The sequence below is a fragment of the Pseudomonas paraveronii genome, assembly GCF_963681955.1.
Lineage (GTDB): Bacteria > Pseudomonadota > Gammaproteobacteria > Pseudomonadales > Pseudomonadaceae > Aquipseudomonas > Aquipseudomonas paraveronii.
Genome location: NZ_OY817130.1, coordinates 4,541,927 through 4,567,951, shown reverse-complemented (window position 1 = coordinate 4,567,951; position 26,025 = coordinate 4,541,927). Strand labels below are relative to the sequence as shown.

Annotated in this window: 25 protein-coding genes; 13 read left to right on the top strand and 12 right to left on the bottom strand. The window is 62.0% G+C overall.

Annotated elements, in window-relative coordinates:
* Position 1: 1 nt before the first annotated feature.
* The 9 genes from U5A08_RS21005 (at position 2) to yegS (ending at position 8,713) form a co-directional block, all read left to right on the top strand.
* Positions 2 to 2,233 carry a chemotaxis protein CheA gene (locus U5A08_RS21005; RefSeq protein ID WP_321848424.1) on the top strand — a complete coding sequence of 744 codons (2,232 nt, stop codon included), beginning with the start codon at positions 2 to 4 and terminating at the stop codon, positions 2,231 to 2,233.
* A 48-nt stretch (positions 2,234 to 2,281) separates the two neighbouring features.
* Complete coding sequence (locus U5A08_RS21000) at positions 2,282 to 3,406, top strand: protein-glutamate methylesterase/protein-glutamine glutaminase (protein WP_321848422.1); 1,125 nt, start codon at positions 2,282 to 2,284, stop codon at positions 3,404 to 3,406.
* A complete protein-coding gene (locus tag U5A08_RS20995) occupies positions 3,406 to 4,146 on the top strand; it encodes a flagellar motor protein (RefSeq protein WP_198717130.1) in 741 nt (246 codons plus the stop codon). Before U5A08_RS21000 ends, U5A08_RS20995 begins: the two co-directional genes overlap by 1 nt.
* A gap of 15 nt (positions 4,147 to 4,161) precedes the next feature.
* Positions 4,162 to 5,049 carry a flagellar motor protein MotD gene (gene motD / locus U5A08_RS20990; RefSeq protein WP_321848421.1) on the top strand — a complete coding sequence of 296 codons (888 nt, stop codon included), beginning with the start codon at positions 4,162 to 4,164 and terminating at the stop codon, positions 5,047 to 5,049.
* 50 nt (positions 5,050 to 5,099) lie between these two features.
* Complete coding sequence (locus U5A08_RS20985) at positions 5,100 to 5,888, top strand: ParA family protein (RefSeq protein ID WP_198717128.1); 789 nt, start codon at positions 5,100 to 5,102, stop codon at positions 5,886 to 5,888.
* Positions 5,888 to 6,688 (top strand): CheW domain-containing protein, encoded by an 801-nt coding sequence (locus tag U5A08_RS20980; RefSeq protein WP_321848419.1) that lies wholly within the window; start codon positions 5,888 to 5,890, stop codon positions 6,686 to 6,688. Before U5A08_RS20985 ends, U5A08_RS20980 begins: the two co-directional genes overlap by 1 nt.
* 85 nt (positions 6,689 to 6,773) lie before the next feature.
* A complete protein-coding gene (locus U5A08_RS20975) occupies positions 6,774 to 7,256 on the top strand; it encodes a chemotaxis protein CheW (protein ID WP_198717126.1) in 483 nt (160 codons plus the stop codon).
* Complete coding sequence (locus U5A08_RS20970) at positions 7,257 to 7,649, top strand: DUF2802 domain-containing protein (protein WP_198717125.1); 393 nt, start codon at positions 7,257 to 7,259, stop codon at positions 7,647 to 7,649.
* Between the two features lie 143 nt (positions 7,650 to 7,792).
* Entirely contained in the window at positions 7,793 to 8,713 is a 921-nt protein-coding gene (gene yegS, locus U5A08_RS20965; protein ID WP_321848417.1) for a lipid kinase YegS, read from the top strand.
* Here yegS and U5A08_RS20960 read toward each other — a convergent pair.
* The 3 genes from U5A08_RS20960 to U5A08_RS20950 all read right to left on the bottom strand — a co-directional run bounded on the left by U5A08_RS20960 (position 8,672) and on the right by U5A08_RS20950 (position 10,949).
* Positions 8,672 to 9,331, bottom strand: coding sequence for a response regulator (locus U5A08_RS20960; RefSeq protein WP_198717123.1), 660 nt, complete (start codon positions 9,329 to 9,331; stop codon positions 8,672 to 8,674). The genes yegS and U5A08_RS20960 overlap by 42 nt on opposite strands.
* Positions 9,328 to 10,221, bottom strand: coding sequence for a sensor histidine kinase (locus U5A08_RS20955; protein ID WP_247406286.1), 894 nt, complete (start codon positions 10,219 to 10,221; stop codon positions 9,328 to 9,330). The genes U5A08_RS20960 and U5A08_RS20955 overlap by 4 nt, the downstream gene beginning before the upstream one ends.
* Before the next feature lie 281 nt (positions 10,222 to 10,502).
* Positions 10,503 to 10,949 (bottom strand): hypothetical protein, encoded by a 447-nt coding sequence (locus U5A08_RS20950; protein ID WP_321848414.1) that lies wholly within the window; start codon positions 10,947 to 10,949, stop codon positions 10,503 to 10,505.
* 554 nt (positions 10,950 to 11,503) lie between these two features.
* Between U5A08_RS20950 and U5A08_RS20945 the strand changes: the two genes are divergently transcribed.
* Together U5A08_RS20945 and U5A08_RS20940 are read left to right on the top strand one after the other, a co-directional pair.
* Positions 11,504 to 12,439, top strand: coding sequence for a chemotaxis protein CheV (locus tag U5A08_RS20945; protein ID WP_198717120.1), 936 nt, complete (start codon positions 11,504 to 11,506; stop codon positions 12,437 to 12,439).
* Between the two features lie 40 nt (positions 12,440 to 12,479).
* A complete protein-coding gene (locus U5A08_RS20940; RefSeq protein WP_321848412.1) occupies positions 12,480 to 13,286 on the top strand; it encodes an MOSC domain-containing protein in 807 nt (268 codons plus the stop codon).
* A 63-nt stretch (positions 13,287 to 13,349) separates the two neighbouring features.
* On the opposite strand, the gene ppnP is transcribed toward U5A08_RS20940, so the two are convergent.
* The 8 genes from ppnP to U5A08_RS20900 form a co-directional block, all read right to left on the bottom strand.
* A complete protein-coding gene (gene ppnP, locus U5A08_RS20935; RefSeq protein ID WP_198717118.1) occupies positions 13,350 to 13,634 on the bottom strand; it encodes a pyrimidine/purine nucleoside phosphorylase in 285 nt (94 codons plus the stop codon).
* A 63-nt stretch (positions 13,635 to 13,697) separates the two neighbouring features.
* On the bottom strand, positions 13,698 to 14,240 hold the full coding sequence (locus tag U5A08_RS20930) for a 3'-5' exonuclease (protein WP_198717117.1): 543 nt from the start codon (positions 14,238 to 14,240) through the stop codon (positions 13,698 to 13,700).
* Positions 14,241 to 14,313: 73 nt separating this feature from the next.
* Positions 14,314 to 16,227, bottom strand: coding sequence for an acetyl/propionyl/methylcrotonyl-CoA carboxylase subunit alpha (locus U5A08_RS20925; protein ID WP_425262812.1), 1,914 nt, complete (start codon positions 16,225 to 16,227; stop codon positions 14,314 to 14,316).
* Positions 16,224 to 16,991, bottom strand: coding sequence for an enoyl-CoA hydratase/isomerase family protein (locus U5A08_RS20920; protein WP_253397684.1), 768 nt, complete (start codon positions 16,989 to 16,991; stop codon positions 16,224 to 16,226). Before U5A08_RS20920 ends, U5A08_RS20925 begins: the two co-directional genes overlap by 4 nt.
* Positions 16,988 to 18,145 (bottom strand): citronellyl-CoA dehydrogenase, encoded by a 1,158-nt coding sequence (atuD, locus tag U5A08_RS20915; RefSeq protein ID WP_253397683.1) that lies wholly within the window; start codon positions 18,143 to 18,145, stop codon positions 16,988 to 16,990. Before atuD ends, U5A08_RS20920 begins: the two co-directional genes overlap by 4 nt.
* A gap of 523 nt (positions 18,146 to 18,668) precedes the next feature.
* A complete protein-coding gene (locus U5A08_RS20910) occupies positions 18,669 to 19,685 on the bottom strand; it encodes an IS110 family RNA-guided transposase (RefSeq protein ID WP_177033629.1) in 1,017 nt (338 codons plus the stop codon).
* Positions 19,686 to 20,000: 315 nt separating this feature from the next.
* A complete protein-coding gene (locus U5A08_RS20905) occupies positions 20,001 to 21,617 on the bottom strand; it encodes an acyl-CoA carboxylase subunit beta (RefSeq protein WP_253397682.1) in 1,617 nt (538 codons plus the stop codon).
* A 75-nt stretch (positions 21,618 to 21,692) separates the two neighbouring features.
* A complete protein-coding gene (locus U5A08_RS20900; RefSeq protein ID WP_253397681.1) occupies positions 21,693 to 23,471 on the bottom strand; it encodes an acyclic terpene utilization AtuA family protein in 1,779 nt (592 codons plus the stop codon).
* A gap of 153 nt (positions 23,472 to 23,624) precedes the next feature.
* Between U5A08_RS20900 and U5A08_RS20895 the strand changes: the two genes are divergently transcribed.
* The gene (locus tag U5A08_RS20895; protein WP_253397679.1) at positions 23,625 to 24,248 is read left to right on the top strand and encodes a TetR/AcrR family transcriptional regulator; all 624 of its coding nucleotides are present in this window, start codon (positions 23,625 to 23,627) and stop codon (positions 24,246 to 24,248) included.
* 93 nt (positions 24,249 to 24,341) lie between these two features.
* Complete coding sequence (locus tag U5A08_RS20890) at positions 24,342 to 25,130, top strand: substrate-binding periplasmic protein (RefSeq protein WP_253397673.1); 789 nt, start codon at positions 24,342 to 24,344, stop codon at positions 25,128 to 25,130.
* A 34-nt stretch (positions 25,131 to 25,164) separates the two neighbouring features.
* Here the strand turns inward: U5A08_RS20890 and U5A08_RS20885 are convergent, their stop codons facing one another.
* A complete protein-coding gene (locus U5A08_RS20885) occupies positions 25,165 to 25,716 on the bottom strand; it encodes an RNA polymerase factor sigma-70 (RefSeq protein ID WP_198718010.1) in 552 nt (183 codons plus the stop codon).
* Positions 25,717 to 26,025 lie beyond the last annotated feature (309 nt).

Here is a 26,025-nt window from a genome sequence, read left to right as displayed (position 1 = left end):
CATGAGCTTCGGCGCCGATGAAGAAATCCTTCAGGATTTCCTTGTAGAGGCCGGCGAAATTTTAGAGCAACTGTCCGAACAACTGGTCGAGCTGGAAAGCCGACCGGATGATGCGAACCTGCTCAATGCAATTTTTCGCGGTTTTCACACTGTAAAAGGGGGCGCCGGCTTCCTCCAGCTCCATGAGCTGGTGGAGTGCTGCCACATCGCCGAGAACGTGTTCGACATCCTGCGCAAGGGTGAGCGTCACGTTGATTCGGAGCTGATGGACGTGATTCTCGAAGCACTGGATGCGGTCAACGGCATGTTCAGCGAAGTCCGCGAACGTGCCCCGATCACCGCCGCCACTCCGGAACTGCTGGCCGCCCTGGCGCGCCTGGCTGAACCTGCCGACACCTCGGCCGCGCCGGTGGTGGAAGCGGTTCCGGAGCCTGTGGTCGAAGCCGAAGTGGATGTCACCGACAGCGAGTTCGAGCAACTGCTCGACTCCCTCAATGCGGTCAAGGCTGAAGCCGAAGCGCCGCAAGCAGTTGCAGCAGTTGCAGCAGTCGCTGCGCCCGCCGCGCCGACCAGCGAAGATATTACCGACGCAGAATTTGAATCCCTGCTCGATCAGTTGCACGGCAAAGGCCAGTTCGCCGCCGACGCCGTTGCCCCCACCGCTGCGCCGCAAGCGCCGGCGGCCACCGCCGGCACCGACATTACCGACGACGAATTCGAAGCCTTGCTCGACCAGTTGCATGGCAAGGGCGCCTTTGCTGCCGATGCCTTGCCGGAAGTCGCTGCGACTGCCGCCGCACCTGCTGCCAGTGCAGCACCTGCCGGCGACGGGCTGATTTCCGATCACGAATTCGAAGCGTTGCTCGACGAATTGCACGGCAAGGGCAAGTTCACCGAAGTGGCCCCGGCCGCAGCGGCGACGGCCGCTCCGGTAGCCGCCAAACCAGCGCCGGCCAAAGCCGCAGCACCTGCTGCTGCCGCCAAGCCGGCGCCGGCCCCAGCTGCTGCTCCCGCATCCGCGCGAGCCCCAGCGGCGGCCGTGGCCGACAAGCCCGCCAGTGAAGCCGAAACCACCGTGCGCGTGGATACCGCGCGCCTGGACGACATCATGAACATGGTCGGCGAACTGGTGCTGGTGCGTAACCGCCTGGTGCGCCTGGGCTTGAGCAGCGGCGACGAAGCCATGCAGAAGGCCGTGTCGAACCTCGATGTGGTCACCGCCGACCTGCAGACCGCAGTGATGAAGACGCGGATGCAGCCGATCAAGAAAGTCTTCGGCCGCTTCCCGCGCCTGGTTCGCGACCTGGCACGTCAGCTCAAGAAAGAGATCAACCTGGAACTGGTGGGTGAAGAAACCGACCTCGACAAAAACCTTGTCGAGGCCCTGGCCGACCCGCTGGTCCACTTGGTGCGCAACGCCGTCGACCACGGCGTAGAAACCCCGGAAGAACGCGAAGCCGCGGGCAAGTCCCGTGGCGGCAAGGTGATTCTGGCGGCGGAGCAAGAGGGCGACCATATCCTGCTGTCGATCACCGATGACGGCAAAGGCATGGACCCGGCGATCCTGCGGGGTATCGCGGTCAAGCGTGGCGTGATGGACAAAGACGCCGCCGACCGCCTGACCGACACCGAGTGCTACAACCTGATCTTCGCCCCGGGCTTCTCGACCAAGACCGAGATTTCCGACGTGTCGGGCCGTGGCGTGGGCATGGACGTGGTGAAAACCAAGATCAGCCAGCTCAACGGTTCGATCAATATCTACTCGACCAAGGGCCTGGGCTCGAAGATCGTCATCAAGGTGCCGTTGACCCTGGCGATCATGCCGACCCTGATGGTGATGCTGGGCAACCAGGCCTTCGCCTTCCCGCTGGTCAACGTCAACGAAATCTTCCACCTCGACCTGTCTCGCACCAACGTGGTGGACGGCCAGGAAGTGGTGATCGTGCGCGACAAGGCGTTGCCCCTGTTCTACCTCAAGCGCTGGCTGGTCGCCTCGGCTGCCCATGAAGAGCAGCGCGAAGGCCATGTGGTGATTCTCTCCGTGGGCACCCAGCGCATCGGCTTTGTCGTCGATCAACTGGTCGGCCAGGAAGAAGTGGTCATCAAGCCTTTGGGCAAAATGCTGCAGGGAACCCCGGGCATGTCGGGTGCGACCATCACCGGTGACGGTCGCATCGCATTGATTCTCGATGTTCCGAGCATGCTCAAGCGTTACGCCGCACGGCGTATTTGATTCTGGTGGGGCAGGGCGGTATTGCCCGCCCCGCCTAACGGAGTGTTTATGGTAGTCAAGGTCCTGGTGGTGGACGATTCAGGTTTCTTCCGCCGCCGCGTCTCGGAAATTCTTTCCGCCGATCCAACGATCCAGGTGGTCGGTACGGCCACCAACGGCAAAGAGGCGATTGATCAAGCCATAGCGTTGAAGCCGGACGTGATCACCATGGACTACGAGATGCCGATGATGGATGGCATCACCGCAGTCCGGCACATCATGCAGCGCTGCCCGACCCCGGTGTTGATGTTCTCCTCGCTGACCCATGAAGGCGCCCGGGTCACCCTGGATGCGTTGGACGCCGGCGCAGTGGACTTCCTGCCGAAGAATTTCGAAGACATCTCGCGCAACCCCGAGAAGGTCAAGCAGATGCTGTGCGAGAAGGTCCACAGCATTTCGCGCAGCAACCGTCGCAGCCTGTTCAGCGCCCCGGCGCCCGCGCCGGTCGCAGCCCCGGCCACACCCACCGGCACCGCGTTTGGTCGCCCGGCACCGGCGCCTGTGGCCCGGCCTGCCGTAGCACCTGCGCGCACGCCTGCGCCCAGCGCCCATTCGCCGGCACCGAAACGCAAGGCGTATAAACTGGTCGCCATCGGCACCTCGACCGGCGGCCCGGTCGCCCTGCAACGGGTATTGACCCAACTGCCGGCCAACTTTCCGGCGCCGATCGTACTGATCCAGCACATGCCCGCCGCGTTCACCAAGGCCTTTGCCGAGCGCCTGGACAAGCTGTGCCGCATCAGCGTCAAGGAAGCCGAGGATGGCGACATTCTGCGTCCAGGCCTGGCGCTGCTGGCCCCTGGGGGCAAGCAGATGATGGTCGATGGCCGTGGTGCGATCAAAATCCTGCCAGGCGATGAGCGCCTCAACTACAAGCCCTGCGTGGACATCACCTTCGGTTCGGCAGCCAAGTCCTACGGCGACAAAGTTCTGGCGGTGGTGCTCACCGGCATGGGCGCCGACGGTCGTGAAGGCGCGCGCCTGCTCAAACAGGGCGGCAGTGCAATCTGGGCCCAGGACGAAGCCAGTTGCGTGATCTATGGCATGCCGATGGCTATCGTCAAGGCTGACCTGGCCGACGCCGTCTACAGCCTGGACGATATCGGCAAGCATTTGGTGGAGGCCTGCCTCTGATGGATGTACTGAGCCTGATCGGCATCACCATGGCATTTGTCGCGATCATCGGCGGCAACTACCTCGAAGGCGGGCACCTCGGTGCCCTGGCCAACGGCCCGGCGGCGCTGATCGTGATCGGTGGCACCGTCGGCGCGGCGTTGCTGCAGTCGCCCTTGAGTTCGTTCAAGCGAGCCATGCAGATCCTGATCTGGATCATTTTCCCGCCGCGTGTCGACCTGGCCGGTGGTATCGACCGCGTGGTCAACTGGAGCCTCACCGCACGCAAGGAAGGCCTGCTGGGCCTGGAAGGCGTGGCCGACGCCGAGCCCGACAGCTACGCGCGCAAAGGCCTGCAATTGCTGGTGGACGGCGCCGAGCCGGAGGCGATTCGCAGCATCCTGGAAGTGGATTTCTACACCCAGGAAAGTCGCGATATCAATGCCGCCAAAGTCTTTGAAAGCATGGGCGGCTACGCGCCGACCATCGGCATCATCGGTGCGGTGATGGGCCTGATCCACGTGATGGGCAACCTGGCCGATCCGTCGCAACTGGGCAGCGGCATTGCTGTGGCGTTTGTCGCCACCATCTACGGTGTGGCGAGTGCCAACCTGGTGTTGTTGCCGGTCGCCAGCAAGCTCAAGTCGATTGCCACGCGCCAGTCGCGTTACCGTGAAATGCTGCTCGAAGGCATCCTGTCGATTGCCGAGGGCGAGAACCCGCGCTCCATCGAATTGAAGCTCCAGGGCTTCATGGACTGATGGGAGGTATTGGTTGTGAGCCGTCGCCGTCGCGAGCCTGAAGAACACGTCAACCATGAACGCTGGCTGGTGTCCTACGCGGACTTCATCACCTTGCTGTTTGCGTTTTTCGTGGTGATGTACTCCATCTCGTCGATCAACGAAGGCAAGTACAAAGTCATTTCCCAAGCCCTGATCGGCGTGTTCAACGACGCCGACCGTTCGCTCAAGCCGATCCCTATCGGCGAAGAGCGGCCCAAGACCGTGACCCCGGCCAAGCCGCTGGTCAACGACAGCGATGAGACCTCCGCCGGCATGGGCGGCACCGGCGACCCGCTGAAAAGCATCGCCGACGATATCAGTGCCGCGTTTGGCGACCTGATCAGCTCCAACCAGATGACCGTGCGCGGCAATGAGTTGTGGGTGGAGATCGAGCTCAATTCGAGCCTGCTGTTTGCCAGCGCCGATGCCATGCCCAGCGACCAGGCGTTCACCATCATCGACAAGGTGGCGGCGATCCTCAAACCGTTTGAAAACCCGATCCACGTGGAAGGCTTTACCGACAATTTCCCGATCAGTACCGCGCAGTACCCGACCAACTGGGAGCTGTCGTCGGCCCGGGCGGCGAGCATCGTGCGTATGCTCGCGATGCAGGGTGTGAACCCCGGTCGCCTGGCGTCGGTCGGCTACGGCGAGTTCCAGCCGGTGGCCAATAACGCCACGGTCGAAGGCCGCGCCCGCAACCGCCGGGTGGTGCTGGTGGTCTCGCGCAACCTGGATGTACGCCGCAGCCTGACCGGCACCGGCACGGCAAATGCGAGCCCGGACGCAGCATTGAAGCGGGCTGGCACACAAACTGCACCGGCCTCTGCAAAGCCGCCGGTACGGCAAAGCTCCGTCAATTCTCCGTCACCGGCTCAATAACTTATGCACTGTCTCGGTCGCGCCTGTGCCCACCGGGAGGAACCAACCGAATGAGAGTCTGGGCAGTTGCCAATCAAAAAGGTGGAGTCGGCAAGACCACCACCTCCATCGCCTTAGCCGGCTTGCTGGCTGATGCGGGCAAGCGCGTGGTCGTGGTCGACCTGGATCCCCACGGCTCAATGACCAGCTATTTCGGCTACGACCCGGACGCGCTGGAGCACAGCAGCTATGACCTGTTCCTGCACAAGGGCAACGTGCCGAGCGATCTGCCCGGACAACTGCTGCTGCCCACTAGCAATGAAAGCATTTCCCTGCTGCCGTCGAGTACCGCCCTGGCCACCCTTGAACGCCAGTCGCCGGGGCAGAGCGGCCTGGGCCTGGTGATCGCCAAGACCCTGGCGCAGCTATGGCAGGACTTCGACTACGCGATCATCGACAGCCCGCCGTTGCTCGGTGTGCTGATGGTCAACGCCTTGGCGGCCAGCCAGCAATTGGTGATCCCGGTACAGACCGAGCACCTGGCGGTCAAAGGCCTGGAGCGTATGGTCAGCACCCTGGCGATGATCAATCGCTCACGCAAACAGGCGCTGCCGTTCAGCATCGTGCCGACGTTGTTCGACCGCCGCACCCAGGCGTCCCTCGGCACCTTGCGCGTACTGCGCGATGCCTACCCGGACACCATCTGGGAAGGCTACATTCCGGTGGACACGCGCCTGCGCGACGCCAGCCGTGCGGGCCTGACCCCTTCGCAGTTCGACGGTAAAAGTCGCGGCGTGTTGGCGTATCGCGCGCTGCTCAAGCACCTGCTGTCGCAACAACTTGTGGCGCAGGTGGCGTGATGAACCGTCCCGTCGAACTCAAGGTCAAGACCCGGCCGCAACTGGCACTGGAATCCTACCTGGATGCCTTGCTGCAGGAAGCGACCGCCGAAGACCTGCCGGAACCGATCCTGGCTCTTGAACCCGTCGTCGAAGCGCCAAGCACACTGGATGAATTCCAGTTGGCGGTGCTGGAAGAACAGGCGCGTGATGCGCAAGTTGTGGTACCGACGATTGCACCTGTTGTGGCTGCACCTGTTGTGGTTGCGCCTGTGGTGGTCGAGCCGGTGGTTGAAGTTCACATGCCGCCGAGCATCACACCGCCGCCGGTCACCGGTGAAGGCCGTCCGGCGTGGGCCGCAGAGCCGTTCGAATGCCTGCTGTTTGACGTCGCCGGGTTGACCCTGGCAGTGCCGCTGGTGTGCCTGGGCTCGATCTACTCGCTGGAAGGTCAGGAGTTGACGCCGCTGTTCGGGCAACCGGAATGGTTCCTCGGCATCCTGCCCAGCCAGGCCGGCAACCTCAAGGTGCTGGACACCGCGCGCTGGGTGATGCCCGATCGCTACCGCGATGACTTCCGCCAGGGCTTGCAATACGTGATCTCGGTGCAGGGCTACGAGTGGGGGCTGGCGGTGCATCAAGTCAGCCGCTCGTTGCGCCTGGACCCGAATGAAATCAAATGGCGCAGCCACCGGGGCCAGCGCCCCTGGTTGGCGGGCACCGTGATCGAACACATGTGCGCGTTGCTCGACGTCGCCGAACTGGCCGAGCTGATCGCCAGCGGCGCCGTCAAGTCGATGCCGGGCCAGCAACGCAGTTAATTGAACAAGATCGGCCGCACGGTTGTGCGGCCACAGCGAAGAAGCACACACGCCGTGTCCAACGGCATTTGAAGGGGTCAGGGGTATGAATAAGTCAGCGTCCGCACAAGGTTTGGATGATCCGATCCTGCAATGGGTTACCTTCAAACTGGACAACGAGTCCTACGGCATCAACGTCATGCGCGTGCAGGAAGTGCTGCGCTACACCGAAATCGCTCCGGTTCCGGGGGCGCCAAGCTACGTGCTGGGCATCATCAACCTGCGCGGCAACGTGGTGACCGTGATCGACACCCGCCAGCGTTTCGGCCTGATACCGACCGAAGTCAACGACAACACCCGTATCGTCATCATCGAGGCCGACAAGCAAGTGGTCGGGATCATGGTCGACAGCGTGGCCGAAGTGGTTTACCTGCGCCAATCGGAAGTGGAAACCGCGCCGAACGTGGGTAACGAAGAGTCGGCCAAGTTCATCCAGGGCGTCTGCAACAAGAACGGCGAACTGCTGATTCTGGTCGAGCTGGACAAGATGATGAGCGAAGAAGAATGGTCGGATCTGGAGAGCATCTGATTGTTCCTTGAAGCAGCGGTGATCGTCCTGGCCCTGTTGTGGGCCGGGACATTGGCGTTTTTGCTGCGCTCAGTGCGCCAGCAACGCGAGTGGGTGGCGCAACAGGCCGAACGCGACGCCGTGCGTGATCGGCGCGTGGTCGAGTTGGCCAAGCGCGTTGATCACTTCCAGCAAAGTGCCGTGCGGGTCGGGGATGAGGTGCATGAATTGCGCGCGATCCTCGCACCCATGCCGGATAAGTTGGAGCAGTTGGAACAGCGTGATCCAGCGAACCTGTCTTTTGCCCAGGCGGCGAAGCTGGTGGGCATGGGCGCGACCGTGGATGAACTGACGCAGTCGTGTGGGTTGACCCAGGCTGAGGCGCAGTTGATGAGCAAGTTGCACAAAAGCTGATTGCGGCCTGGCAGGTTTATACCTATCCAACGGTAGGCGCTGGGTGTTGCCCGCAGCCAATTAAATTCCAAACCCGATGGCTTTTTTCATCTCCTCAAAGGTCAACATCCTTCAAGTACCTTTGACCCCAGGAGAGTTCCCCCATGACCGCGCATAAAGCCCTGTTGATCCTCCACGGCAAGCAAGCCCTCAACGAGGACGTGCGCGCCGCCGTGCTGGCTCGGCGTGAGCAGGGCTGGGAGCTGGCGGTGCGGGTGACGTGGGAGGGCGGCGACGCACAGCGGTTGGTCAAAGAGGCCCTCGACGGCGGGTACACGCGCATCATTGCCGGCGGTGGTGACGGCACCTTGCGTGATGTCGCCGAGGCGATGGCCCAGGCCGAGACCGACGCCAGCCTGGTGCTGATGCCTTTGGGCACCGCCAATGATTTTGCGCGCGCCGCCGGTGTACCGCTGCAGCCCGACCAGGCCCTGGCGCTGCTGGACGTGTCGGCCAGGGCGATCGACCTCGGCCGCGTCGGTGGGCAAGTCTTCCTCAACATGGCCACCGGTGGCTTTGGCAGCCAGGTCACCGCCAACACCTCCGAAGAACTGAAGAAAGTGCTGGGCGGCGCGGCCTATTTGTTCACCGGTTTGTCGCGCTTCAGCGAGCTGAAGGCGGCGTATGGCGAGCTGGAAGGCCCGGGTTTCCATTGGAAAGGCGAGCTGCTCGCGCTGGGTATCGGCAACGGCCGCCAGGCAGGCGGTGGGCATGTGCTGTGCCCTGGCGCACTGGTGGACGATGGGTTGCTGGATATCAGCATTTTGCCGGCGCCCCAGGAAGTGGTCGGCACCCTGCGTGAACTGATGAACAATGGCTGGGGCCTGGACACCATGTTTGTCCGCGCGCGCCTGCCGTGGGTCAACATCAAGGTCGCGCAAGGCTTGTACATCAACCTGGATGGCGAACCGCTGGAGGGCGATGACCTGCACTTCGAGATCGTGCCCAAGGCCCTGCGCGTGCACTTGCCGCCGGGCTCGCCCCTAGTCGTCCAGGCTGATGATCTGCTCGCGCACGGCAAATAACACCAGGCCCGCCACATCAAAAATCTGCAGGCGCTTCATGATTTGCGAGCGGTGGGCTTCTACGGTCTTGATGCTCAGCCCCAGGCCGTGGGCGATTTCCCGGGTGGATTTGCCGCGCACGATCAGGCGCAGGATTTCCAGTTGGCGAGCGGTGAGATTATGGTTGTGGGCGACCGCAGAGGCCGGGGCCTGGTTGCGCACCAGCGCCTGTTTGATCACGGTGTGGGCAATCGCCGGGCTCAGGTAGCGCTCGTCGTTGCTCAGCGCCAGCAGTGCTTGCTCCAGCTCGTTGGCGGTGGTGTCCTTGAGCAGGTAGCCGTGGGCGCCGGACTCCAGCGCACGCATGATCAGCTCTGGGTCGGTGTGCATCGACAGGATCAGCACCTTGCTCTTGGGATAGGCCGTCTTGAGTTGACGCAACGCATCCAGGCCGCCGGTGTGTTTCATCGACAGGTCCAGCAGCACGATATCCGGCAATAGGGCGCTGAATGTTTCCAGCACCTGTGCACCATCGCTGGCTTCGCCAATCACGGTGTAGCCGGGAATATCCTGGACCAGTGCGCGTACGCCGGCCCTGATCAGTGCGTGGTCATCCACCAGGAGTAAAGTGCGGGTCACTCGAGAACCTTCCGGGAGCTGGCCCGTTCGAGGGCGCGCGGCGCCCAGGGGAAAAGCGCGTCGATCCGCGTGCCTTTGCCTGGCTGGCTGCTGACGGACAACGAGCCCCCCAGTTGATCAATCCGCTCGGACATGCCGGCCATGCCCCGTTGGCCTTCCAGGCCTGGGTTGATGGCGGGCGAAAAGCCCAGGCCGTCATCACTGATAAACAGCGACAGGCCCTGGGGCAGGCGTTGCAGGCGTACCAGCAGGTTTTGCGCCTGGGCATGGCGCAGCATGTTGGTTACCGCTTCCTGGGTGATGCGAAAAGCGGCCACGGCCATTTCTTCGGGAATGCCGGTCAGCCGCTGCTGACATTCCAGGCTCCAGTGAATCGGGGTGTTTTCCAGGGTCTTGAGCAGGTGCGCGCGCAGGCTGGCTTCCAGACCCAGGCTGGCCAACTGGCGTGGGTTGAGAATGGCGGACACGTCGCGCACCTTGGCCAGCGTCTCGTTCAGGGTGTTGCACAGCACCGTGCATTGGCCCTGCAGGTCTTCCGGCAGGCGGCGCTTGAGCCATTCGCTTTGCAGCTTGGCGGCGGTGAGCAATTGGCCGATATCGTCGTGTAGCTCACGGCTGAGGCGGTGCCGCTCGTTTTCCTGGACCTGCAACAGGCGGTCGGCCAGTTCCTGGGGCTGGAACTTGATCGATTTACGTGAATTCCAATGCCGCAGGCCCAACACCACCAGGGTGGCCAGGTTGAGTAGCAGCACCGTCAACGGCAAGGGGGCGGAGCGGGCGTAGGCCCACAGCCCCAGCAACAGCGAGCACAGGCACAACACGAGAACCAGTCGACGGGCATTACTGCGGGAGGCGGATTTGGCGAGGAGTGACTTGAGGCTGGCGTACATAGCGGATGCTTTTCACGTTTTATGCATCATGAAGTTGGGTCACTTCGAGGGCGGCATGGTACCACTTTGCTTACCGTTGGTCGCCAGGCGTCATTCGTACAGTGTGGGGCGCATGCCTATTCAGAAAAGTTGTCTATCGGCGGTTGTTTTGTATCGATTGTCTTTATAGCGCAGGCAACTTGGTTGCCTGCAACTTATTGCAGGGCACATTAGTTATTCTTGTCGTTTTTGGGCAAGACGCTGGATAAAAGCGACACCTTAGCGGTTAACGGTGCAGCCTTTCATGGGGCATGGAGCAGGCGCTGCTGTGGCTTATTGGCGAAGTCCTTTTGCGGGATCTGGAGAGTGACCGTCGCAATCAGTGAGGTTTGTTCGCTTTCGTCCAAACGCAGTTCACCGGTGCGGGTGTCGATCAGCTCCAGTTGCCACGCCAGTAATGTCAGGCAATTGTGCAAGGCATCGAGAGCCTGGTCGTGCAGTTGCAAAGGGCTCTCTGCGTTGGCAATCAGGTACTGGATATGCCGCGAGAACTCGCTGATCGCCTGCAAGGCCAGGTCGTCGGCTTTTTCGGCGAGCTTCGTCAGGCTGTAATTCATGCAGTCGATGGCATCGCTGTCATTACGAATCAAATGCAGATGGCTCAGGCACTCTTCCGACTTGCTCAGCAGCTTTTCGGCCTCCAGCAAGAACTCGGGAAGTGCAGTTTGCCACTCGTTCGCGCTATTCATCAGGCAAGTCTCCACAACGTAAGGTCGGGTGATGAGATGTCGCACCGCGTGAATGGCGTAAAACTACCGCTGAAAGATGACTGAAATCTGTAGGTCGCTTCTGAGATTTTAGTAGGACGTTTATTTGAATGATCGTGCGAGGCGCGAACCGTCCTCGTCATCCGGGTCGATTGCACAACTTCGATTGCCGACACGTGAGTGTCTGTAAGACCGGTGGGCCGTGGGCTTGCGATGGCAAACAAAAGCCTGACTCCATTCATGCAATGAGAATGGCGTCACATTAATGGCTATTAGATATCGCGAATATCAGGTTGGACCTGATTGCGCATAGGGGAATCCCTTACACGGCGGAACCTCGCGTCGATTTAAATGTCGCGCAATGTTGCCGTTCTGCCAAATAATGAGGCCTGCGCAGTAAAGCATGATGTCAGTGTGACATCAATCGATTTGCGTGGCACTTTACAGGGGTCAAGGTCTGGCGCTTGCCGCCGATAACAAGCTTAGTGAACCGCATAATCCCTTAGCGCGACCTGCGCGCATATCAGGAGCTTTTAATGGCCGGCATTCTCGACACGGTAGATCAACGCACGCAACTGGTGGGTGAGAATCGCCTGGAGATTCTCATGTTTCGCCTGGCCGGGCGGCAGCTGTTCGCGATCAACGTATTCAAGGTGCAGGAAGTCTTGCAACTGCCCAAGCTGACCTTGATGCCCCAGCGCCACCCGTTTGTGTGCGGCGTGGTCAACCTGCGAGGCCAGACCCTGCCGGTGATCGACCTGTCCCAGGCCATCGGCATGCGCCCGTTGGTGCCGGGGCCCAACAGCACCATCATCGTCACCGAGTACAACCGCTCGGTGCAGGCGTTCCTGGTGGGCGGCGTCGACCGCATCGTCAACATGAACTGGGAAGCCATCCTGCCGCCGCCGACCAGCGCCGGGCGCCAGCACTACCTCACCGCCATCAGCAAGGTCGATGACCAGTTGGTGGAAATCATCGACGTGGAAAAAGTCCTGGCCGAGATCGTGCCGTACAACGCCAAGGTCTCCCGCGAAAAACTCGATGACCCGATACTGGAACGCGCCCGTGGCCGTGAAGTGCTGCTGGTGGACGACTCCAATGTTGCGCTGTCGCAATTGCGTGACACCCTGGGCCAGTTGGGGGTGAAAATGCACATCGCCAGCGACGGCCTCAAGGCGCTGAACATGCTCAAGGCCTGGGCCGACACCGGCCAGGTGATGACCGACAAATTGCTGATGATCTTCACTGACGCCGAAATGCCCGAGATGGACGGCTACCGCCTGACCACCGAAATCCGCAGCGACGCGCGCCTGCGTGGGCTGTACGTGGTGCTGCACACCTCGCTGTCGGGCAGCTTCAACGAGTCGATGGTGAAGAAGGTCGGGTGCGACAATTTCCTGTCCAAATTCCAGCCGGACAAGCTGGTAGATGTGGTGCGCGAGCGACTGATGCTGGACGTCGTATCGGCTTGACCTTAGGGTGACGGTTTTGCCCCCTCAGGAATGCAGGCCCATGCTTCGTCTCAGCGCGCTGTACCGTTACCCCTTGAAATCCGGCAAGGCTGAAATCTTGCAGCAGATCGGCCTGGATAAACTCGGCCTGGACGGTGATCGACGCTGGATGCTGGTGGACGAGGCCAGCGGGCGCTTTTTGACGCAGCGCGCCGTGGCGAAGATGAGCCAGTTGTCGGCGCTTTGGAACCGCAGCGGTGGCCTGACCCTCAGTTCGCCTGGCTACGCGGCGCTGGACGTGGCGCTGCCCGGCAGCGAGGCCGAGCTGCGCGGTGTGACCATCTGGCGCGACACCTTGCGCGTGCCGGATGCGGGCGATGCAGCCGGCGCCTGGGTCAGCGACTTTATCGGCAAGCCGACGCGGCTGGTACACGTCCCGCTGGAGCGCGCCCGCACCACACAAGCCGGTTATGGCAAGGACGATGATCAGGTCGCGTTTGCCGACGGTTACCCGTTGCTGTTGATCGGCCAGGCCTCCCTGGACGACCTGTCCCGGCACGTCGGCCGGCCTATGGACATGCTGCGTTTTCGCCCCAACCTGGTGATTGACGGCGCCGACGCGTTCGCCGAAGACGGCTGGAAACGCCTGCGTATCGGCGATGTCGAGTTTCGCGTGGTCAAACCGTGCTCACGCTGCATTCTCACCACCATCGACCCGCACACCGGTGAGCGCAGTGCCGACCGCGAACCCTTTGTGACGCTGGAGGCCTATCGCAAGACCGAAGACGGCGCGATGTTCGGCCAGAACCTGGTCAACGATGGCGTGGGCCGCCTCGAAGTGGGCATGCCGGTGACTGTTCTCGAGTAATTGGCCTGCCAAAAAAATGCCCGTCTCGCAGGAGACGGGCATTTTTTCGCGCTGCGGAACCGCTTAGCCGCGGTATTCGCACAGGTAAGCAGTGTCGACGGCGACCTTCAACTGGAACTTGCTGTTGGCCGGAACGTGGAACAGGCTGCCGGCGGCAAAGGTTTCCCAGGTGCTGCTGTCGGGCAGTTTGACGCTCAGGGCGCCGGACACTACGTGCATGATTTCACGCTGGGCGGTGCCGAATTCGTATTCGCCCGGGGCCATGACGCCGATGGTCGCCGGACCTTCTGCGGTGCCGAAAGCGATCGACTTGACGGTGCCGTCGAAGTACTCGTTGACTTTAAACATGGGCGAATCCTCGGAAAAGGGTCTGGAAAGGTCAGCCAGTATGCCCAAGGGCAGGGGAGCTGCCTAGACCGGCAAAATCAGCGGCAACAGGCGTGCGGTGTTGCGCGCATCCTCCAGCGCCCGATGTTGCTGGCCTTGGAACTGCATCCCCGCCAATTGCAGGGCGCCATTGAGCCCCGGTGGCTTGTCCAGGCGCCGGGCCTTGGCGAAGCGTTGCTTGAGGTTGACATGGGGGGTTTGGGCCAGCGCGCTGCTCAGGCCATGGCGCTGCCACTCCAGTTCGAGCTGCTGGCGATCGTAGTCGCCCCAACTGGCCCAGCCTTCCAGGCGCGCCTGATGCTGGCCCAGCCAGCGCTCGAACAGCGCCCACACTTCGCTGAAGGGCGCGGCGCCGTCCATATTCGCCTGGGTGATATGGGTCAGCTTGCGGCAAAAGGGCGTCAGCAATGGCCGACGCTGCGGCCGCACAAAGCGCTGGAAATGATCGCGCTCGCGACCCTGGCGGTTGACCAGGCTCGCGCCGATCTCGATGACTTCCATCTCTGTCACGGGCCAGCCGCCTTCATCCGTTGTGGCTTCAAGGTCAATAATCAGCCAATGAGGCATCGTGCAGGTTCCCGTACTCTTCCCGTCCTGATGGGGATAGAGCGTAGCCCGGCCGTGTAGTTCCGCCCAGGCTTTATTCGATCTCCAGCAACACCTGGCGATTGCGCACCTGATCGCCGGTCATGACCAGCACGGCCTTAATCACACCGTCGATGCCGGCCTTCAGCGGATGCTCCATTTTCATCGCTTCGAGTACCAGCAGCAGCTGCCCCTGGGTCACGCGTTCACCGGCACGCACGCGCACCTCGACGATGGCCCCGTCCATCGGTGCCTTGACCATGCCGCCGCTGGCCGGCGGCTGGCGGCTGGCGACGTGTTGGGTGCGGTTGGTCACGCTCACGCCGGGTAGCCGCAGCTGGGCACCGTCGAGGTGGTAGGCGCTGCGGCGGCGGATGCCGTCGATCACCGCGGTGGCCCAGCGGACGTCGCTGCTGAGGTGGCGGATCTCGATGCCGTTGGCTTGCAGACGATGGTCGGCCAGGACGCTGACCGTGATGTCCTGGACCTCATCGTCGACGGCCAACTGATAGGTCCACGGCACGTCAGCGCTGTTACGCCACCCCGATAAAGCCGGGGCATGGGCCTGAGCGCTGTGTTGATAAAACAGCGCGGCCGCCAGGGCCAACTGTTCGGCGGTTGCGTTCGTGCGGCGAATGTCGCTGAAGTGCTCGGCGATCAACGCGGTGCTGAAATCGCCTTGGATAAACTGCGGGTGCTTGAGCAGGTCGGCCAATAGCTGCTGGTTGGTCGTCACGCCCAGCAGCACGCTGTCCTCCACGGCGCGCAGCAGCTTGCGCCGCGCCTCCTCGCGGGTGGCGCCATGGGCGATGATCTTGCCGAGCATCGGGTCATAGAACGGGCTGATGCGCTGACCTTCCAGAACACCATGGTCAATCCGCACACCCGCGGCGGGTTCCCAGCGCAACACCGCGCCGGTCTGCGGTAAAAAGCCCTGGGCCGGGTCTTCGGCGTACAGGCGCACTTCCATGGCGTGGCCGCTGAGGCTGACTTCAGATTGCGTTAACGGCAGTGGTTGGCCGGCGGCAATTTGCAGTTGCCAGTCGACCAAGTCGAGGCCGCTGATCAACTCGGTGACCGGGTGTTCGACTTGCAGGCGCGTGTTCATTTCCAGGAAGTAGAACCGGCCGTCGCGGTCGAGCAGGAACTCCACCGTGCCGGCGCCGACGTAATTCACCGCACGCCCGGCCTTGAGCGCCGCGTCGCCCATGGCCTGGCGCAGGGCTGGGGTCATCACCGGGCAGGGCGCTTCTTCAATGATTTTTTGATGGCGGCGCTGGACCGAGCAGTCGCGTTCGCCGAGGTAGATCAGGTTGCCGTGGCTGTCGCCGAACAGCTGGATTTCGACATGGCGCGGCTCGATCAGCGCCTGTTCCAGGATCAGTTCGTCACTGCCGAACGCATTCAGGGCTTCGGAGCGGGCGGTGCGCAGTTGCTCATGCAAATGTTCGCGCTGATGCACCAGGCGCATTCCGCGACCGCCGCCCCCGGCGCTGGCCTTGATCATCAGCGGGTAGCCAATGCGTTCGGCTTCTATTTGCAACGTGGCGTCGTCCTGGGCGCGGCCTTGATAGCCGGCGATGCACGGTACGCCGGCCTCGAGCATGGCGAGTTTGGACAGGCGTTTGCTGCCCATCAGCTCAATGGCCTCGACGCTGGGGCCGATAAAGGTCAGCCCGGCGCTTGTGCAGGCGCGGGCGAAATCGGGGTTTTCAGAGAGAAAGCCGTAGCCGGGGTGGACCGCGTCGGCGCCCGTGCGGTGGGCCGCGCTGAGGATCGCTGGAATATTCAGATAGGACTGCTGCACCGGCGCCGGGCCGATATTCACGGCTTCGTCGGCCATCTGCACGTGCGCGGCCTGGGCGTCGGCGTCGCTGTAGACCGCCACGGTTCGGTAGCCCAATGCCTGGGCGGTGCGCTGGATGCGGCAGGCGATTTCGCCGCGGTTGGCGATCAGGATCTTGTTCATTCGGCCCACCGTGGCTTGCGCTTTTGCACAAAGGCCTGGGTGCCTTCGAGCCCTTCTTCGCCCGTCACCGCTTCAGCGAACCACGCGGCGGCCTGGTCCAACAACGCCCCCGTTGGTTGCTCCACGCTGGCCAGCAACAACGCCTTGGTCCGCCCATTGGCCTCCGGCGCGCAGCGCAACACCTGGCCCAGTACTTCATCCAGGCGTTCGGCCAACGCCTGCGGATCGCGCTCGACAAAATGCACCACGCCCAACCGTTCAGCCTCGACCCCGTCGAACCGCGCCGCCGTCAGCGCCAGCCGTCGCGCGTGCGTCAAACCGATGCGCTTGACCACAAACGGCGCGATCTGCGCGGGCAGCAAGCCCAGGCTGGTCTCCGGCAAGCCGAACTGCGCCTGGTGATCGGCCAGCGCGATATCACTGACGCACGCCAAGCCAAAGCCGCCGCCCAGCACCGCGCCTTGCAGCACCACGATCACCACTTGGGGCACGGCTTCAACTTCCTGCAGCAAGGTGCCGAATGCGCGGTTCAACGCCTGCAATTGCGCCTTGTCGTCAGCGCTGAGCAGGTCTTTGACGTCCGCCCCGGCACAGAAATGCCCGGCCGCGCCACTGATCACCAGGGCGCGGACCTGATCGTCCAACTGCGCCAGCACCGCACGCAGTTCATTGACCATCTCCAGGCTCATCGCGTTGCGGCTTTGCGGCCGGTTGAGGGTGATGTGCAGCACACCGTTATGGGGTTCGAGCAGCAGGGTGTTCATGGTTTTTTCCCCGGCAGGGTGCCCATCAGTTTGCAGATAATGCCCAGCATGATTTCGTCGGCGCCGCCGCCAATCGACACCAGGCGCACATCGCGATAGGCGCGGGCCACCGGGTTGTCCCACATAAAGCCCATGCCGCCCCAGTATTGCAGGCAACTGTCGCTGACTTCGCGGCCCAGCCGCCCGGCCTTGAGCTTGGCCATGGAGGCCAGGCGCGTGACGTCCTGGCCCTTGATGTATTGCTCGGTGGCCTGGTAGACCAGGGCGCGCAGGCATTCGATTTCGGTGGCCAGTTCGGCCAGGCGAAAGTGAATCACCTGATTGTCGATCAGTGCTTTGCCGAAGGTCTGGCGCTCTTTGCAGTATTCGATCGTGCTGTCGATGCAGGACTCCAGGCCCTTGATCATATTGGCCGCGCCAAACAGGCGTTCTTCCTGGAATTGCAGCATCTGCATCATGAAACCGGCGCCTTCGTGGCCGATGCGGTTGCGTTGCGGCACGCGCACGTCGTCGAAGAACACCTGGGCGGTCTCGGAGCTGTGCATGCCGAGTTTTTCCAAGGGCGGGCTGACGCTGATCCCCGGCGTGTTCATCGGCACCATGATCAGCGATTTGTTGATGTGCGGCTTGTCGTCGGAGGTGTTGGCCAGCAGGCACATGAAGTCGGCGCTCGGCGAGTTGGTGATCCACATTTTGCTGCCGTTGATCACGTAGTCGTCGCCGTTCTTGCGTGCCTGGGTTTTCAGCCCGGCCACATCGGACCCGGCGCCGGCTTCCGAGACGCCGATGCAACCGACTTGCTCGCCGCGGATGGCCGGGCGCAGGAATTCTTCGCGCAGTGCGTCGCAGCCGAAGCGGGCGAGGGCGGGGGTGCACATGTCGGTCTGTACGCCGATGGACATGGGGATGCCGCCGCAGTGGATGCTGCCGAATTCTTCGGCGGCGACGATTGAGTAGCTGTAGTCCAGGCCCATGCCGCCGAATTGTTCGGGTTTGGAGATGCCCAGTAGGCCGAGGTCGCCGGCCTTGCGGAAGAGGTCGTGGATGGGGAAGCGGCCGGCTTTTTCCCATGCGTCGACGTGGGGGTTGATCTCGCGGTCGACGAAGGCGCGGACGGTGCGGCGCAGTGCCTGGTGTTCTTGGGTGAAGATCATTTTTATTGTTCTCCCTGTGGGCGTTCTTCGGGCGTGCATGGCTCCATCTGCGGGAGCTGGTTTGCTGGCGGTCTTACAGCGGGTAGATATCCAATGGGCTCACCTCGCTCGAAATTGGGCTCACCTCGCTCCAAATGTGGGAGGGGGCTTGCCCCCGATGGCGGCCTCTGGGCCGACCATTTTTTTGGGTTGAGTACATATCCGTTTCTTTGGTAACGGCTGCTATAGGTTCCGCTCTTACAGCGGGTCACTTTTGGAAAAGAGCCCCAAAAGTAACCAAATGTATGGTCAGCCCACCTTTTGCTATCCAGTCACGATGAACGGTAAATCAGGCTTGCGCTAATGTATCCGGGCTCCTTGTGAGCGCGGTTACGCGTTCGGCCCTTGATGAGTATTCGCTCCTGCCTGTCCTTAAAAGCGCTTCAGCTTCGAAAGCTATTTTGCTTATCAGGTTCTCAGCCAGGGTATCTGCCGTTTATCGCCATCAATTACTGACGTCGCAAAAGCCGGTGGTAAAGCTGGGTCACACGGTGAAATGCCCGTTGTAGGTGCCACCTTTGGTCAGCAGCGCCCAGACAATCCTGGCCATTTTATTAGCCAGCGCACAGGCAACTTTGTTAAGAGGTTTCCGAGCCAGTAGGTTTCTGGCCCAGACTCCAAGGGCGTCGTTTCGCTTATCGATTCGATAAAGCAGGGTTTGGGCGCCCTGCATCAGCAAGGTTCTCAAATACCGATCCCCGCGCTTGCTGATACCCAGGAGCGTGGTTTGCCCTCCGGTTGAGTATTGCCGTGGCACCAGCCCCAACGAAGCCGAAAAATCTCGGGACGATTTATATATCGAAGCGTCCCCGACATCGGCCACCAGCGCGCTAGCGATGAGGGGGCCTATGCCGGGGATGCTCTGTAATCTTTTGCCAGCGTCACTCCCGTTCACCTGCTGCTTGATCTCGATATCCAGTGCTTTGATTTCGCTGGTCAATTGACGAATGTCATCAAGCATCCGACTAATAGCCTGCCGCAGGCGCAGCGGTAGATTGTGCTCTTCCATCAATGCAGGAACCCGATCCAGCGCGGCATAGCCAGCGGGAAAGATAACGCCAAACTCCAGTAAGAACCCGTGCACCTGGTTGATCACTCCAGTGCGCCGACTCACCAGTGATTTACGCAGTTTATGCACGGTCGACAACACCTGCTGATCAACCGACTTGACCTGTACAGAGCGCGTTCTGGGACGTGATGCGGCCTCACAGATAGCCTCGGCATCAATGAAGTCGTTCTTGTTGCCGGTGACGTAAGCCTTCACATGCTGCGGCGCTATCAGTTGGACCTGATGACCGAGCTTGGTGATTTCTCTGGCAAGAAACTGTGACCCGCCACAGGATTCCATGGCGACTTTGCAGGGGGGCATTTGTGCAAGTAATGGCAGCAACTGGCTTCGATTGAGCTTCTTGCGCAGTACCTGATGGCCTTGTGCGTCCTGGCCGTGTAAGTGGAAGCTGTTCTTGCCAATGTCGATGCCTAGAAGCGTTACGCTGTTCATGAGAAAACCTCCTCAGGAAAAGTGAGAACCTCAGTAGTGTAGACCTGAGGTTCTCGCCGGGCTGACCATCTCATTAGGGCTCTTGCCCCACCACTCGGCACCTCGCCTAGGCTCGGTGTGCCCGAACGCAGGCTTGAATCCGTGGGCCGCCGTCATGGGCCATCCCTGGCCCAGGACGGCTAACCCGGCGTCCTGCCGGGTTGCCCACGGATTCAAGCCTGCGTTCGGCCAGCGTGGTTTAACGGGGCGCCTAAGATCAAAATCAAAAGCAGAGCAACAGCAGAGCAAACGCAGCGTTTCGTTGTCTTGATTACTTTAGAACCGCGCTACGCCAAAGCTGTTCGGCTGCAACGCGCGCATGTCGGCTTCATGGCAGATATCCAGCAGGAATCCCAGCAATGTGCGGGTATCCCGTGGGTCGATCAGGCCGTCATCCCATAGGTTCGCACTGCCGTACAGCGCGGTGGATTGGCTGTCGAGTTTCTGTGCGGTGACCTGTTCCAGCATGTCCAGCATCTTGGGGTCGGGTACCAGGCCGTCCTTCAGTTGTTTGGCTTCGGTGACGATGCGCAGCACCTTGCCGGCCTGGGCGCCGCCCATCACGGCGGTGCGGCTGTTGGGCCAGGCGAAGATGAAGCGCGGGTCGAGGCCGCGGCCGCACATGGCGTAGTTGCCGGCGCCGTAGGAGCCGCCGACCACCACGGTGAGTTTAGGCACGCGGGCATTGGCCACCGCCTGGATCATCTTCGCGCCGTGCTTGATCACGCCTTGCTGTTCCGCCTCGGTGCCGACCATGAAGCCGGTGGTGTTGTGCAGGAACAGCAGCGGCGTGCGGCTCTGGTCGCACAGTTGGATGAATTGCGCGGCCTTGCTCGCACCCTTGGGCGTGATCGGGCCGTTATTGCCGATCACGCCGACGGCGCGGCCCTGGATGTGCAGGTGGCCGCAGACGGTATGCGCGTCGAACTCGCCCTTGAACTCGAGGACGTTCGAACCGTCGGCCAGGCGCGCGAGGATTTCGCGGACGTCGTAGGGTTTTTTCGGGTCGTCGGGGATCAGCCCGAGCAGTTCGTCGATGGGGTACAGCGGCTCGGCATACGTGCGTTTCGGGATGAGCGGCAGGCGCTCGTTCCACGGCAGCAGGCTGACGATCTCGCGCACGATGCGTACCCCGTCGGCGTCGTTTTCCGCCAGGTATTCGGCGGTGCCAGCGGTTTGCGCGTGCATCTCGGCGCCGCCCAGTGCTTCATCGGTGGCGACTTCGCCGGTCGCGGCCTTGAGCAGCGGCGGGCCGGCCAGGAACAGCTTGGCCTTGCCGCGTACCACCACCACGTAATCCGACAGCCCCGGCTGATACGCGCCGCCCGCCGTGGCCGAACCGTGGACCACGGTGATCTGTGGCAAGCCCATAGCCGACATGCGCGCCTGGTTGGCGAAGCTGCGCGCGCCTTCGACGAAAATCTCCGCCGCGTAGTTGAGGTTCGCGCCGCCGCTTTCGGCGAGGGTCACCACCGGCAGGTGGTTTTCCATGGCGATCTGTTGCAGGCGCAGGGATTTTTTCAGGCCCGTGGGGGAGAGGGTGCCACCCTTGATCGCGCTGTTATTCGCCACCACCAGCACGCGCACGCCGCTGACGTAACCGATGCCGGCGATCAACCCGCCGCCGGCGGCGCTGCCGTCCTTGTCATCATGCAGTTTGTAGCCGGCCAGGCTGGCCAGTTCCAGGAACGGTGCGCCAGGGTCCAGCAGCAGGTTGAGGCGCTCGCGCGGCAGCAATTGCCCGCGTTTGTCGAACTTGGGCTTGGCTTGCTGCGCCTTGCTCAACAGGTTCTGCTCCAACAGGCGCAGGTGCTGCAGGCTCGCCAGCAGCGCGTCGCGGTTGCGGGCGAAGTCGGGGCTGTGGGCGTCGATCAGGGTTTCGATCACCGGCATGGTTTATGACTCCCCTTTGAGGACATCCGACAGGTCGGCTTTGAAGATCGAGTCGAAGGCCACGGCAACGCTCCTTTAGGTGAGTTGATCGGCGATGTGTTGCGGCACGGCGATAGGGATCTCCAGCAACTGCTGGGCGAAGGCCTTGCCTTGCGGGTCGATGCGCAGGCTGGCGATGCCGCCACCGCCCAGGGCGTTTTCCAGCAGGAAGTTGAGGCTGTGGCTGCCGGGCAGGTACCAGCGCTCGACGCGACCGTGGATCGGATCGAGTACGTGGCGCATCCAGTCGACGACCACTTCAGGGGTCAGGGCTTCGGCAATCCACGGCAGGTATGCCGGGTCGCGGGCAATCACCCCGATATTGCTGTGGTTGCCCTTGTCGCCGGAGCGGGCCACCGCGAGTTTCACCAGCGGCACGTTGGCGTCGGCGCGGCCTTGGGGTTTGGGCGGATCGATGGCGGCCGCCAGCGTGCCCAGTACGTGGGTGGCCGGGAGGGCGCAAGGGTGACGCTCACCCTGGAAATCAATCGCCAGCTCGCAAGACGATTTATCGATCAGAAACGAAAACAGCCGAATCAACGGATACACCGTCGGCCGCCCGCCGACGATACCGGTCAGCCCCGGCGCCATGCCGGTCGCGGCCTGGGCGATTTCGCGGGCGAACAGCAGCAGCGCCGGCTTGCTCGGGTGGCGCACCGCCAGCTTCACCACCACCTCGCGGCAGTCCTGGCGTTGGGCATGGGCACCGTAGGTGGCTTCGCTGCCGAGCTGTTCGATATTCACCTCGGTGTAGGGCGCCCAGCCGCGCAGGCTGAACAGTTCCGAGGTCTTGTTGATAATCGCCTGGCTGACCCGCTCGGCCTTGGCCACCGCATCGATCCCGGCAATCAGGCAACTGGCGGTGCAGCGAAAGCCATCCGGGTAGGTGGCACTGACCTTGTAATGGTCGGTCGGCGGCAAACCCTTGGCCCCGTGCAGACGCACACTGTGTTTGCCTTGCTGCTGCAATTTGACCTGGCTGAAATCGCAGATCACATCGGGCAGCAAGTAGGCACGCGGGTCGCCGATTTCGTAGAGCAGTTGTTCGGCCACGCTCAGCTCGCTGATCAACCCGCCGCTGCCCGCGACTTTATTCACGCTGAACTGGCCGTCGGCGCTGACGTCGACGATGGGAAACCCGATGTGTTCGTAGTCTGGCACGTCGCGCCAATCGGTGAAGTTGCCGCCGGTACACTGCGCGCCGCATTCGATGATATGCCCGGCCAGGGCCGCCTGGGCGAGGCGGTCGTAGTCCTGCCACGACCAGTTGAATGCGTGTACCAACGCGGCGCTGACCACCGCGCTGTCGACCACCCGCCCGGTGATGACGATATCCGCGCCCAGCTCAAGGGCGCGGACAATGCCCGGCGCGCCGAGGTAAGCATTGGCGGACACGCACAGCGGCGGCAGCGGCGCGCCGTTGAACATGTCGGCGGTGCCGTGCAGGTGTTTGAGTTGGGGTTGCAGGTCATCGCCCAGCAGCACGGCGATTTTCAGCGGCAGTTGCGCCGCATCGCAGGCCGCTTGCAGGGCGGCGGCGCAAGCCTGGGGGTGGATGCCCCCCGCGTTGCTGATCACGCGGATGCCCTGGCGCTGGATCTCGGCCAGCAGCGGCGTCAGCACGTCGACAAAGTCCGTGGCGTAGCCGGCCTGGGGATCTTTCATCCGCGCAGCGGCGAGGATCGACATGGTGACTTCCGCCAGGTAGTCGAACACCAGGTAGTCCAGCTTGCCGCCATGCACCAACTGGGCGGCGGCGGTGCAGGTGTCGCCCCAGAAGGCGCTGGCGCAGCCGATACGAACCGTCTTGCTCATGAGAAATCCTTCCTCGAATGGCAGGTGATGAGACTACCAAGCAAGCGCTTGGTTTGTAAACTCCAGGCACAGTTTTCGGCCAAGCGCTTGCTTGGCTGGCAGTCACGGCCTAAATTGCCGCCCAAGACGTCAGTAGAAGTAGAGGAGAGCAGCATGGATGAGCAAAAAGCCCTGCGGGTGATGCGCACCATGGTCGACGGCGGCCAATTGACCGACCCCGAGAGTGCCCGGGGCAAGTTGCTGCAAACCGCGGCTCACCTGTTTCGCAACAAGGGCTTCGAACGTACCACCGTGCGCGACCTGGCCGGCGCCGTAGGCATCCAGTCCGGCAGCATCTTTCATCACTTCAAGAGCAAGGACGAGATCCTGCGTGCGGTCATGGAAGAAACCATCCACTACAACACCGCGCTGATGCGTGCTTCGCTGGAAGAAGCGAACACCGTGCGCGAACGGGTGCTGGCGCTGATTCGCTGCGAATTGCAGTCGATTATGGGCGGCAGCGGCGAAGCCATGGCGGTGCTGGTGTACGAGTGGCGTTCGCTGTCGGCCGAAGGCCAGGCCCAGGTGCTCGCCTTGCGTGATGTGTATGAGGCGATCTGGCTGCAGGTGCTGGGCGAGGCCAAGGCCGCCGGCTACATCAAGGGGGACGTGTTTATCACCCGGCGCTTCCTCACCGGCGCCTTGTCCTGGACCACCACCTGGTTCCGCGCCGAGGGCAGCCTGACCCTGGAACAGTTGGCCGAAGAGGCGTTGTTGATGGTTTTGAAGGCTGATTGAGGCGCAGGCTGTTAATTTGGCGGTGGAAAGTTGTCTCGACCGGCGAAAACGCCTAGCTTACTGCCATCAGCATGTTAAACGGTGTGTGCCTTAATGTTTTCGCCATTGCGATTGGCTGCAGGACTTACTTTATGGGCACTGGGCACGGCGGCGTGGATGCCGGCTTCGGCTGCGCAATTGGTGAGGATCGGCGCTGCGCATTTTCCACCCTACACCGTGCGCCCCGAACAGGGCGCCGACACCGGGTTGCTGCCGCAGTTGGTCGAAGCCCTGAACGCCTCGCAAGGCGATTATCAGTTCGTGCTGGTGCCGACCTCGATCCCGCGGCGCTTTCGCGATTTTGAGCAGGGCCGGGTCGACGTGGCGATTTTCGAAAACCCCGACTGGGGCTGGCAGAAAATCCCCCACACTGCGGTCGACATGGGCCTGGAAGATGCCGAAATCTTCGTCGCCCAGCGTGAGCCCGATCGCGACCAGAGTTATTTCGCCAGCCTTGGCGGCAAGCGCCTGGCGGTGTTCAGCGGTTATCACTACGCCTTCGCCCACTTCAATGCCGACCCCAAGTTCATGGCCGAGCACTTCAACGCGACGTTGACCTATTCCCATGACAGCAACCTGCTGATGGTCGCTCGCGGCCGCGCCGATATCGCCCTGGTGACCCGCTCGTACCTGAGTGATTTTCTGGTGCGCAACGCCGATATGGCTGCACAATTCCTGATCTCGCAGCGCGTCGACCAGGTGTACCACCATTACGCCTTGCTACGGCCCAAGGCGCCGATCAGCGGGCCGGCGTTTGCCGAATTACTCAAACGTTTGCGCGATGACGGCGAGTTGCTGAAGATATTCGAGCCCTACCGCATCGATGTGACCGCAGTACCCTGAGGTTGCAGGCGATCAAAATGTGCAAGGGCGCGCTTCAGATCCGCCGCGCAAACGTATCGCTGTGACTGCCCGACACCTTGCGGCAATGCACCAGCGCATCGCGAATCATGAAGTTGACCAGGGTCGGTGAGACGCCGAGTTCCTTGGCGATGTCCTTTTGCGGCACGCCGTGCAGGCGGTACATCTCGAACGCATAGCGGGTGCGCTGGGGCAGTTCCGTCAGGGCGTCGGCGATGTTCTCCAGGGTGTTGAAATTGATGTGCGAAGTTTCCGGTGACGCGCCCTGAATCACCACATTCAAGCCTTCCTCTTCGGTCCCCGAATATTTGAGCTCCAGGGCCTGTTTGCGATAGTGATCGATCGCCAGGTTGCGCACGATCTGGAACAGATAACTCAATTGGGCCTTGAACGATGAGGTGATCGTCGGCGCCGCTTGCAGCCGGAAGTAGGCGTCCTGCACGACGTCTTCGGCCCGGGAGCGGCAGCCGGTAATACGTGCTGCGATCTTCACCAGAATCAGCCGATTATCGACGAATGCCTGGAGCAGCGGTGAGTCGCACCTGCCTGTGGATACTTGTTCCGTCATGGAAATCACCTTGCCAAAAAGAGGTTAGGGGAGGGCGTCCTTGCTGAGGCCTCCTACACATCGGGCAGTAAATTATGATGAATGATAATTATTGTCAAATGGGAATTTAATCCAATAAGCGGATTGGTTGAGTGATTTGATGGTGGGGCTGGAGGGATTTTGAAGCAGCCGTCTGTCGGCAAGACCGTGGGTCAGCGGCACAACTGTCAATTCTGACAGTAGGCAAGGTGCTTGATCCAAGCGTTAGATAAACAGAGTTTCTGGCCCGCGAGGGCCGGCCCCGATGCTTATATAACGCTGGACAGGAGT

Coding starts and splice junctions, on each gene's coding strand:
- U5A08_RS20940 (WP_321848412.1), top strand. CDS start 12,480: ATGCTTCGTCTCAGCGCGCTGTACCGTTACCCCTTGAAATCCGGCAAG.
- U5A08_RS20930 (WP_198717117.1), bottom strand. CDS start 14,240: ATGCCTCATTGGCTGATTATTGACCTTGAAGCCACAACGGATGAAGGC.
- U5A08_RS21005 (WP_321848424.1), top strand. CDS start 2: ATGAGCTTCGGCGCCGATGAAGAAATCCTTCAGGATTTCCTTGTAGAG.
- U5A08_RS20900 (WP_253397681.1), bottom strand. CDS start 23,471: ATGAGCAAGACGGTTCGTATCGGCTGCGCCAGCGCCTTCTGGGGCGAC.
- U5A08_RS20905 (WP_253397682.1), bottom strand. CDS start 21,617: ATGCCGGTGATCGAAACCCTGATCGACGCCCACAGCCCCGACTTCGCC.
- U5A08_RS20945 (WP_198717120.1), top strand. CDS start 11,504: ATGGCCGGCATTCTCGACACGGTAGATCAACGCACGCAACTGGTGGGT.
- atuD (WP_253397683.1), bottom strand. CDS start 18,145: ATGATCTTCACCCAAGAACACCAGGCACTGCGCCGCACCGTCCGCGCC.
- U5A08_RS20980 (WP_321848419.1), top strand. CDS start 5,888: ATGAACCGTCCCGTCGAACTCAAGGTCAAGACCCGGCCGCAACTGGCA.
- U5A08_RS20925 (WP_425262812.1), bottom strand. CDS start 16,227: ATGAACAAGATCCTGATCGCCAACCGCGGCGAAATCGCCTGCCGCATC.
- U5A08_RS20955 (WP_247406286.1), bottom strand. CDS start 10,221: ATGTACGCCAGCCTCAAGTCACTCCTCGCCAAATCCGCCTCCCGCAGT.
- U5A08_RS21000 (WP_321848422.1), top strand. CDS start 2,282: ATGGTAGTCAAGGTCCTGGTGGTGGACGATTCAGGTTTCTTCCGCCGC.
- ppnP (WP_198717118.1), bottom strand. CDS start 13,634: ATGTTTAAAGTCAACGAGTACTTCGACGGCACCGTCAAGTCGATCGCT.
- U5A08_RS20920 (WP_253397684.1), bottom strand. CDS start 16,991: ATGAACACCCTGCTGCTCGAACCCCATAACGGTGTGCTGCACATCACC.
- U5A08_RS20895 (WP_253397679.1), top strand. CDS start 23,625: ATGGATGAGCAAAAAGCCCTGCGGGTGATGCGCACCATGGTCGACGGC.
- U5A08_RS20985 (WP_198717128.1), top strand. CDS start 5,100: ATGAGAGTCTGGGCAGTTGCCAATCAAAAAGGTGGAGTCGGCAAGACC.
- U5A08_RS20885 (WP_198718010.1), bottom strand. CDS start 25,716: ATGACGGAACAAGTATCCACAGGCAGGTGCGACTCACCGCTGCTCCAG.
- U5A08_RS20890 (WP_253397673.1), top strand. CDS start 24,342: ATGTTTTCGCCATTGCGATTGGCTGCAGGACTTACTTTATGGGCACTG.
- U5A08_RS20950 (WP_321848414.1), bottom strand. CDS start 10,949: ATGAATAGCGCGAACGAGTGGCAAACTGCACTTCCCGAGTTCTTGCTG.
- yegS (WP_321848417.1), top strand. CDS start 7,793: ATGACCGCGCATAAAGCCCTGTTGATCCTCCACGGCAAGCAAGCCCTC.
- U5A08_RS20995 (WP_198717130.1), top strand. CDS start 3,406: ATGGATGTACTGAGCCTGATCGGCATCACCATGGCATTTGTCGCGATC.
- U5A08_RS20975 (WP_198717126.1), top strand. CDS start 6,774: ATGAATAAGTCAGCGTCCGCACAAGGTTTGGATGATCCGATCCTGCAA.
- U5A08_RS20910 (WP_177033629.1), bottom strand. CDS start 19,685: ATGAACAGCGTAACGCTTCTAGGCATCGACATTGGCAAGAACAGCTTC.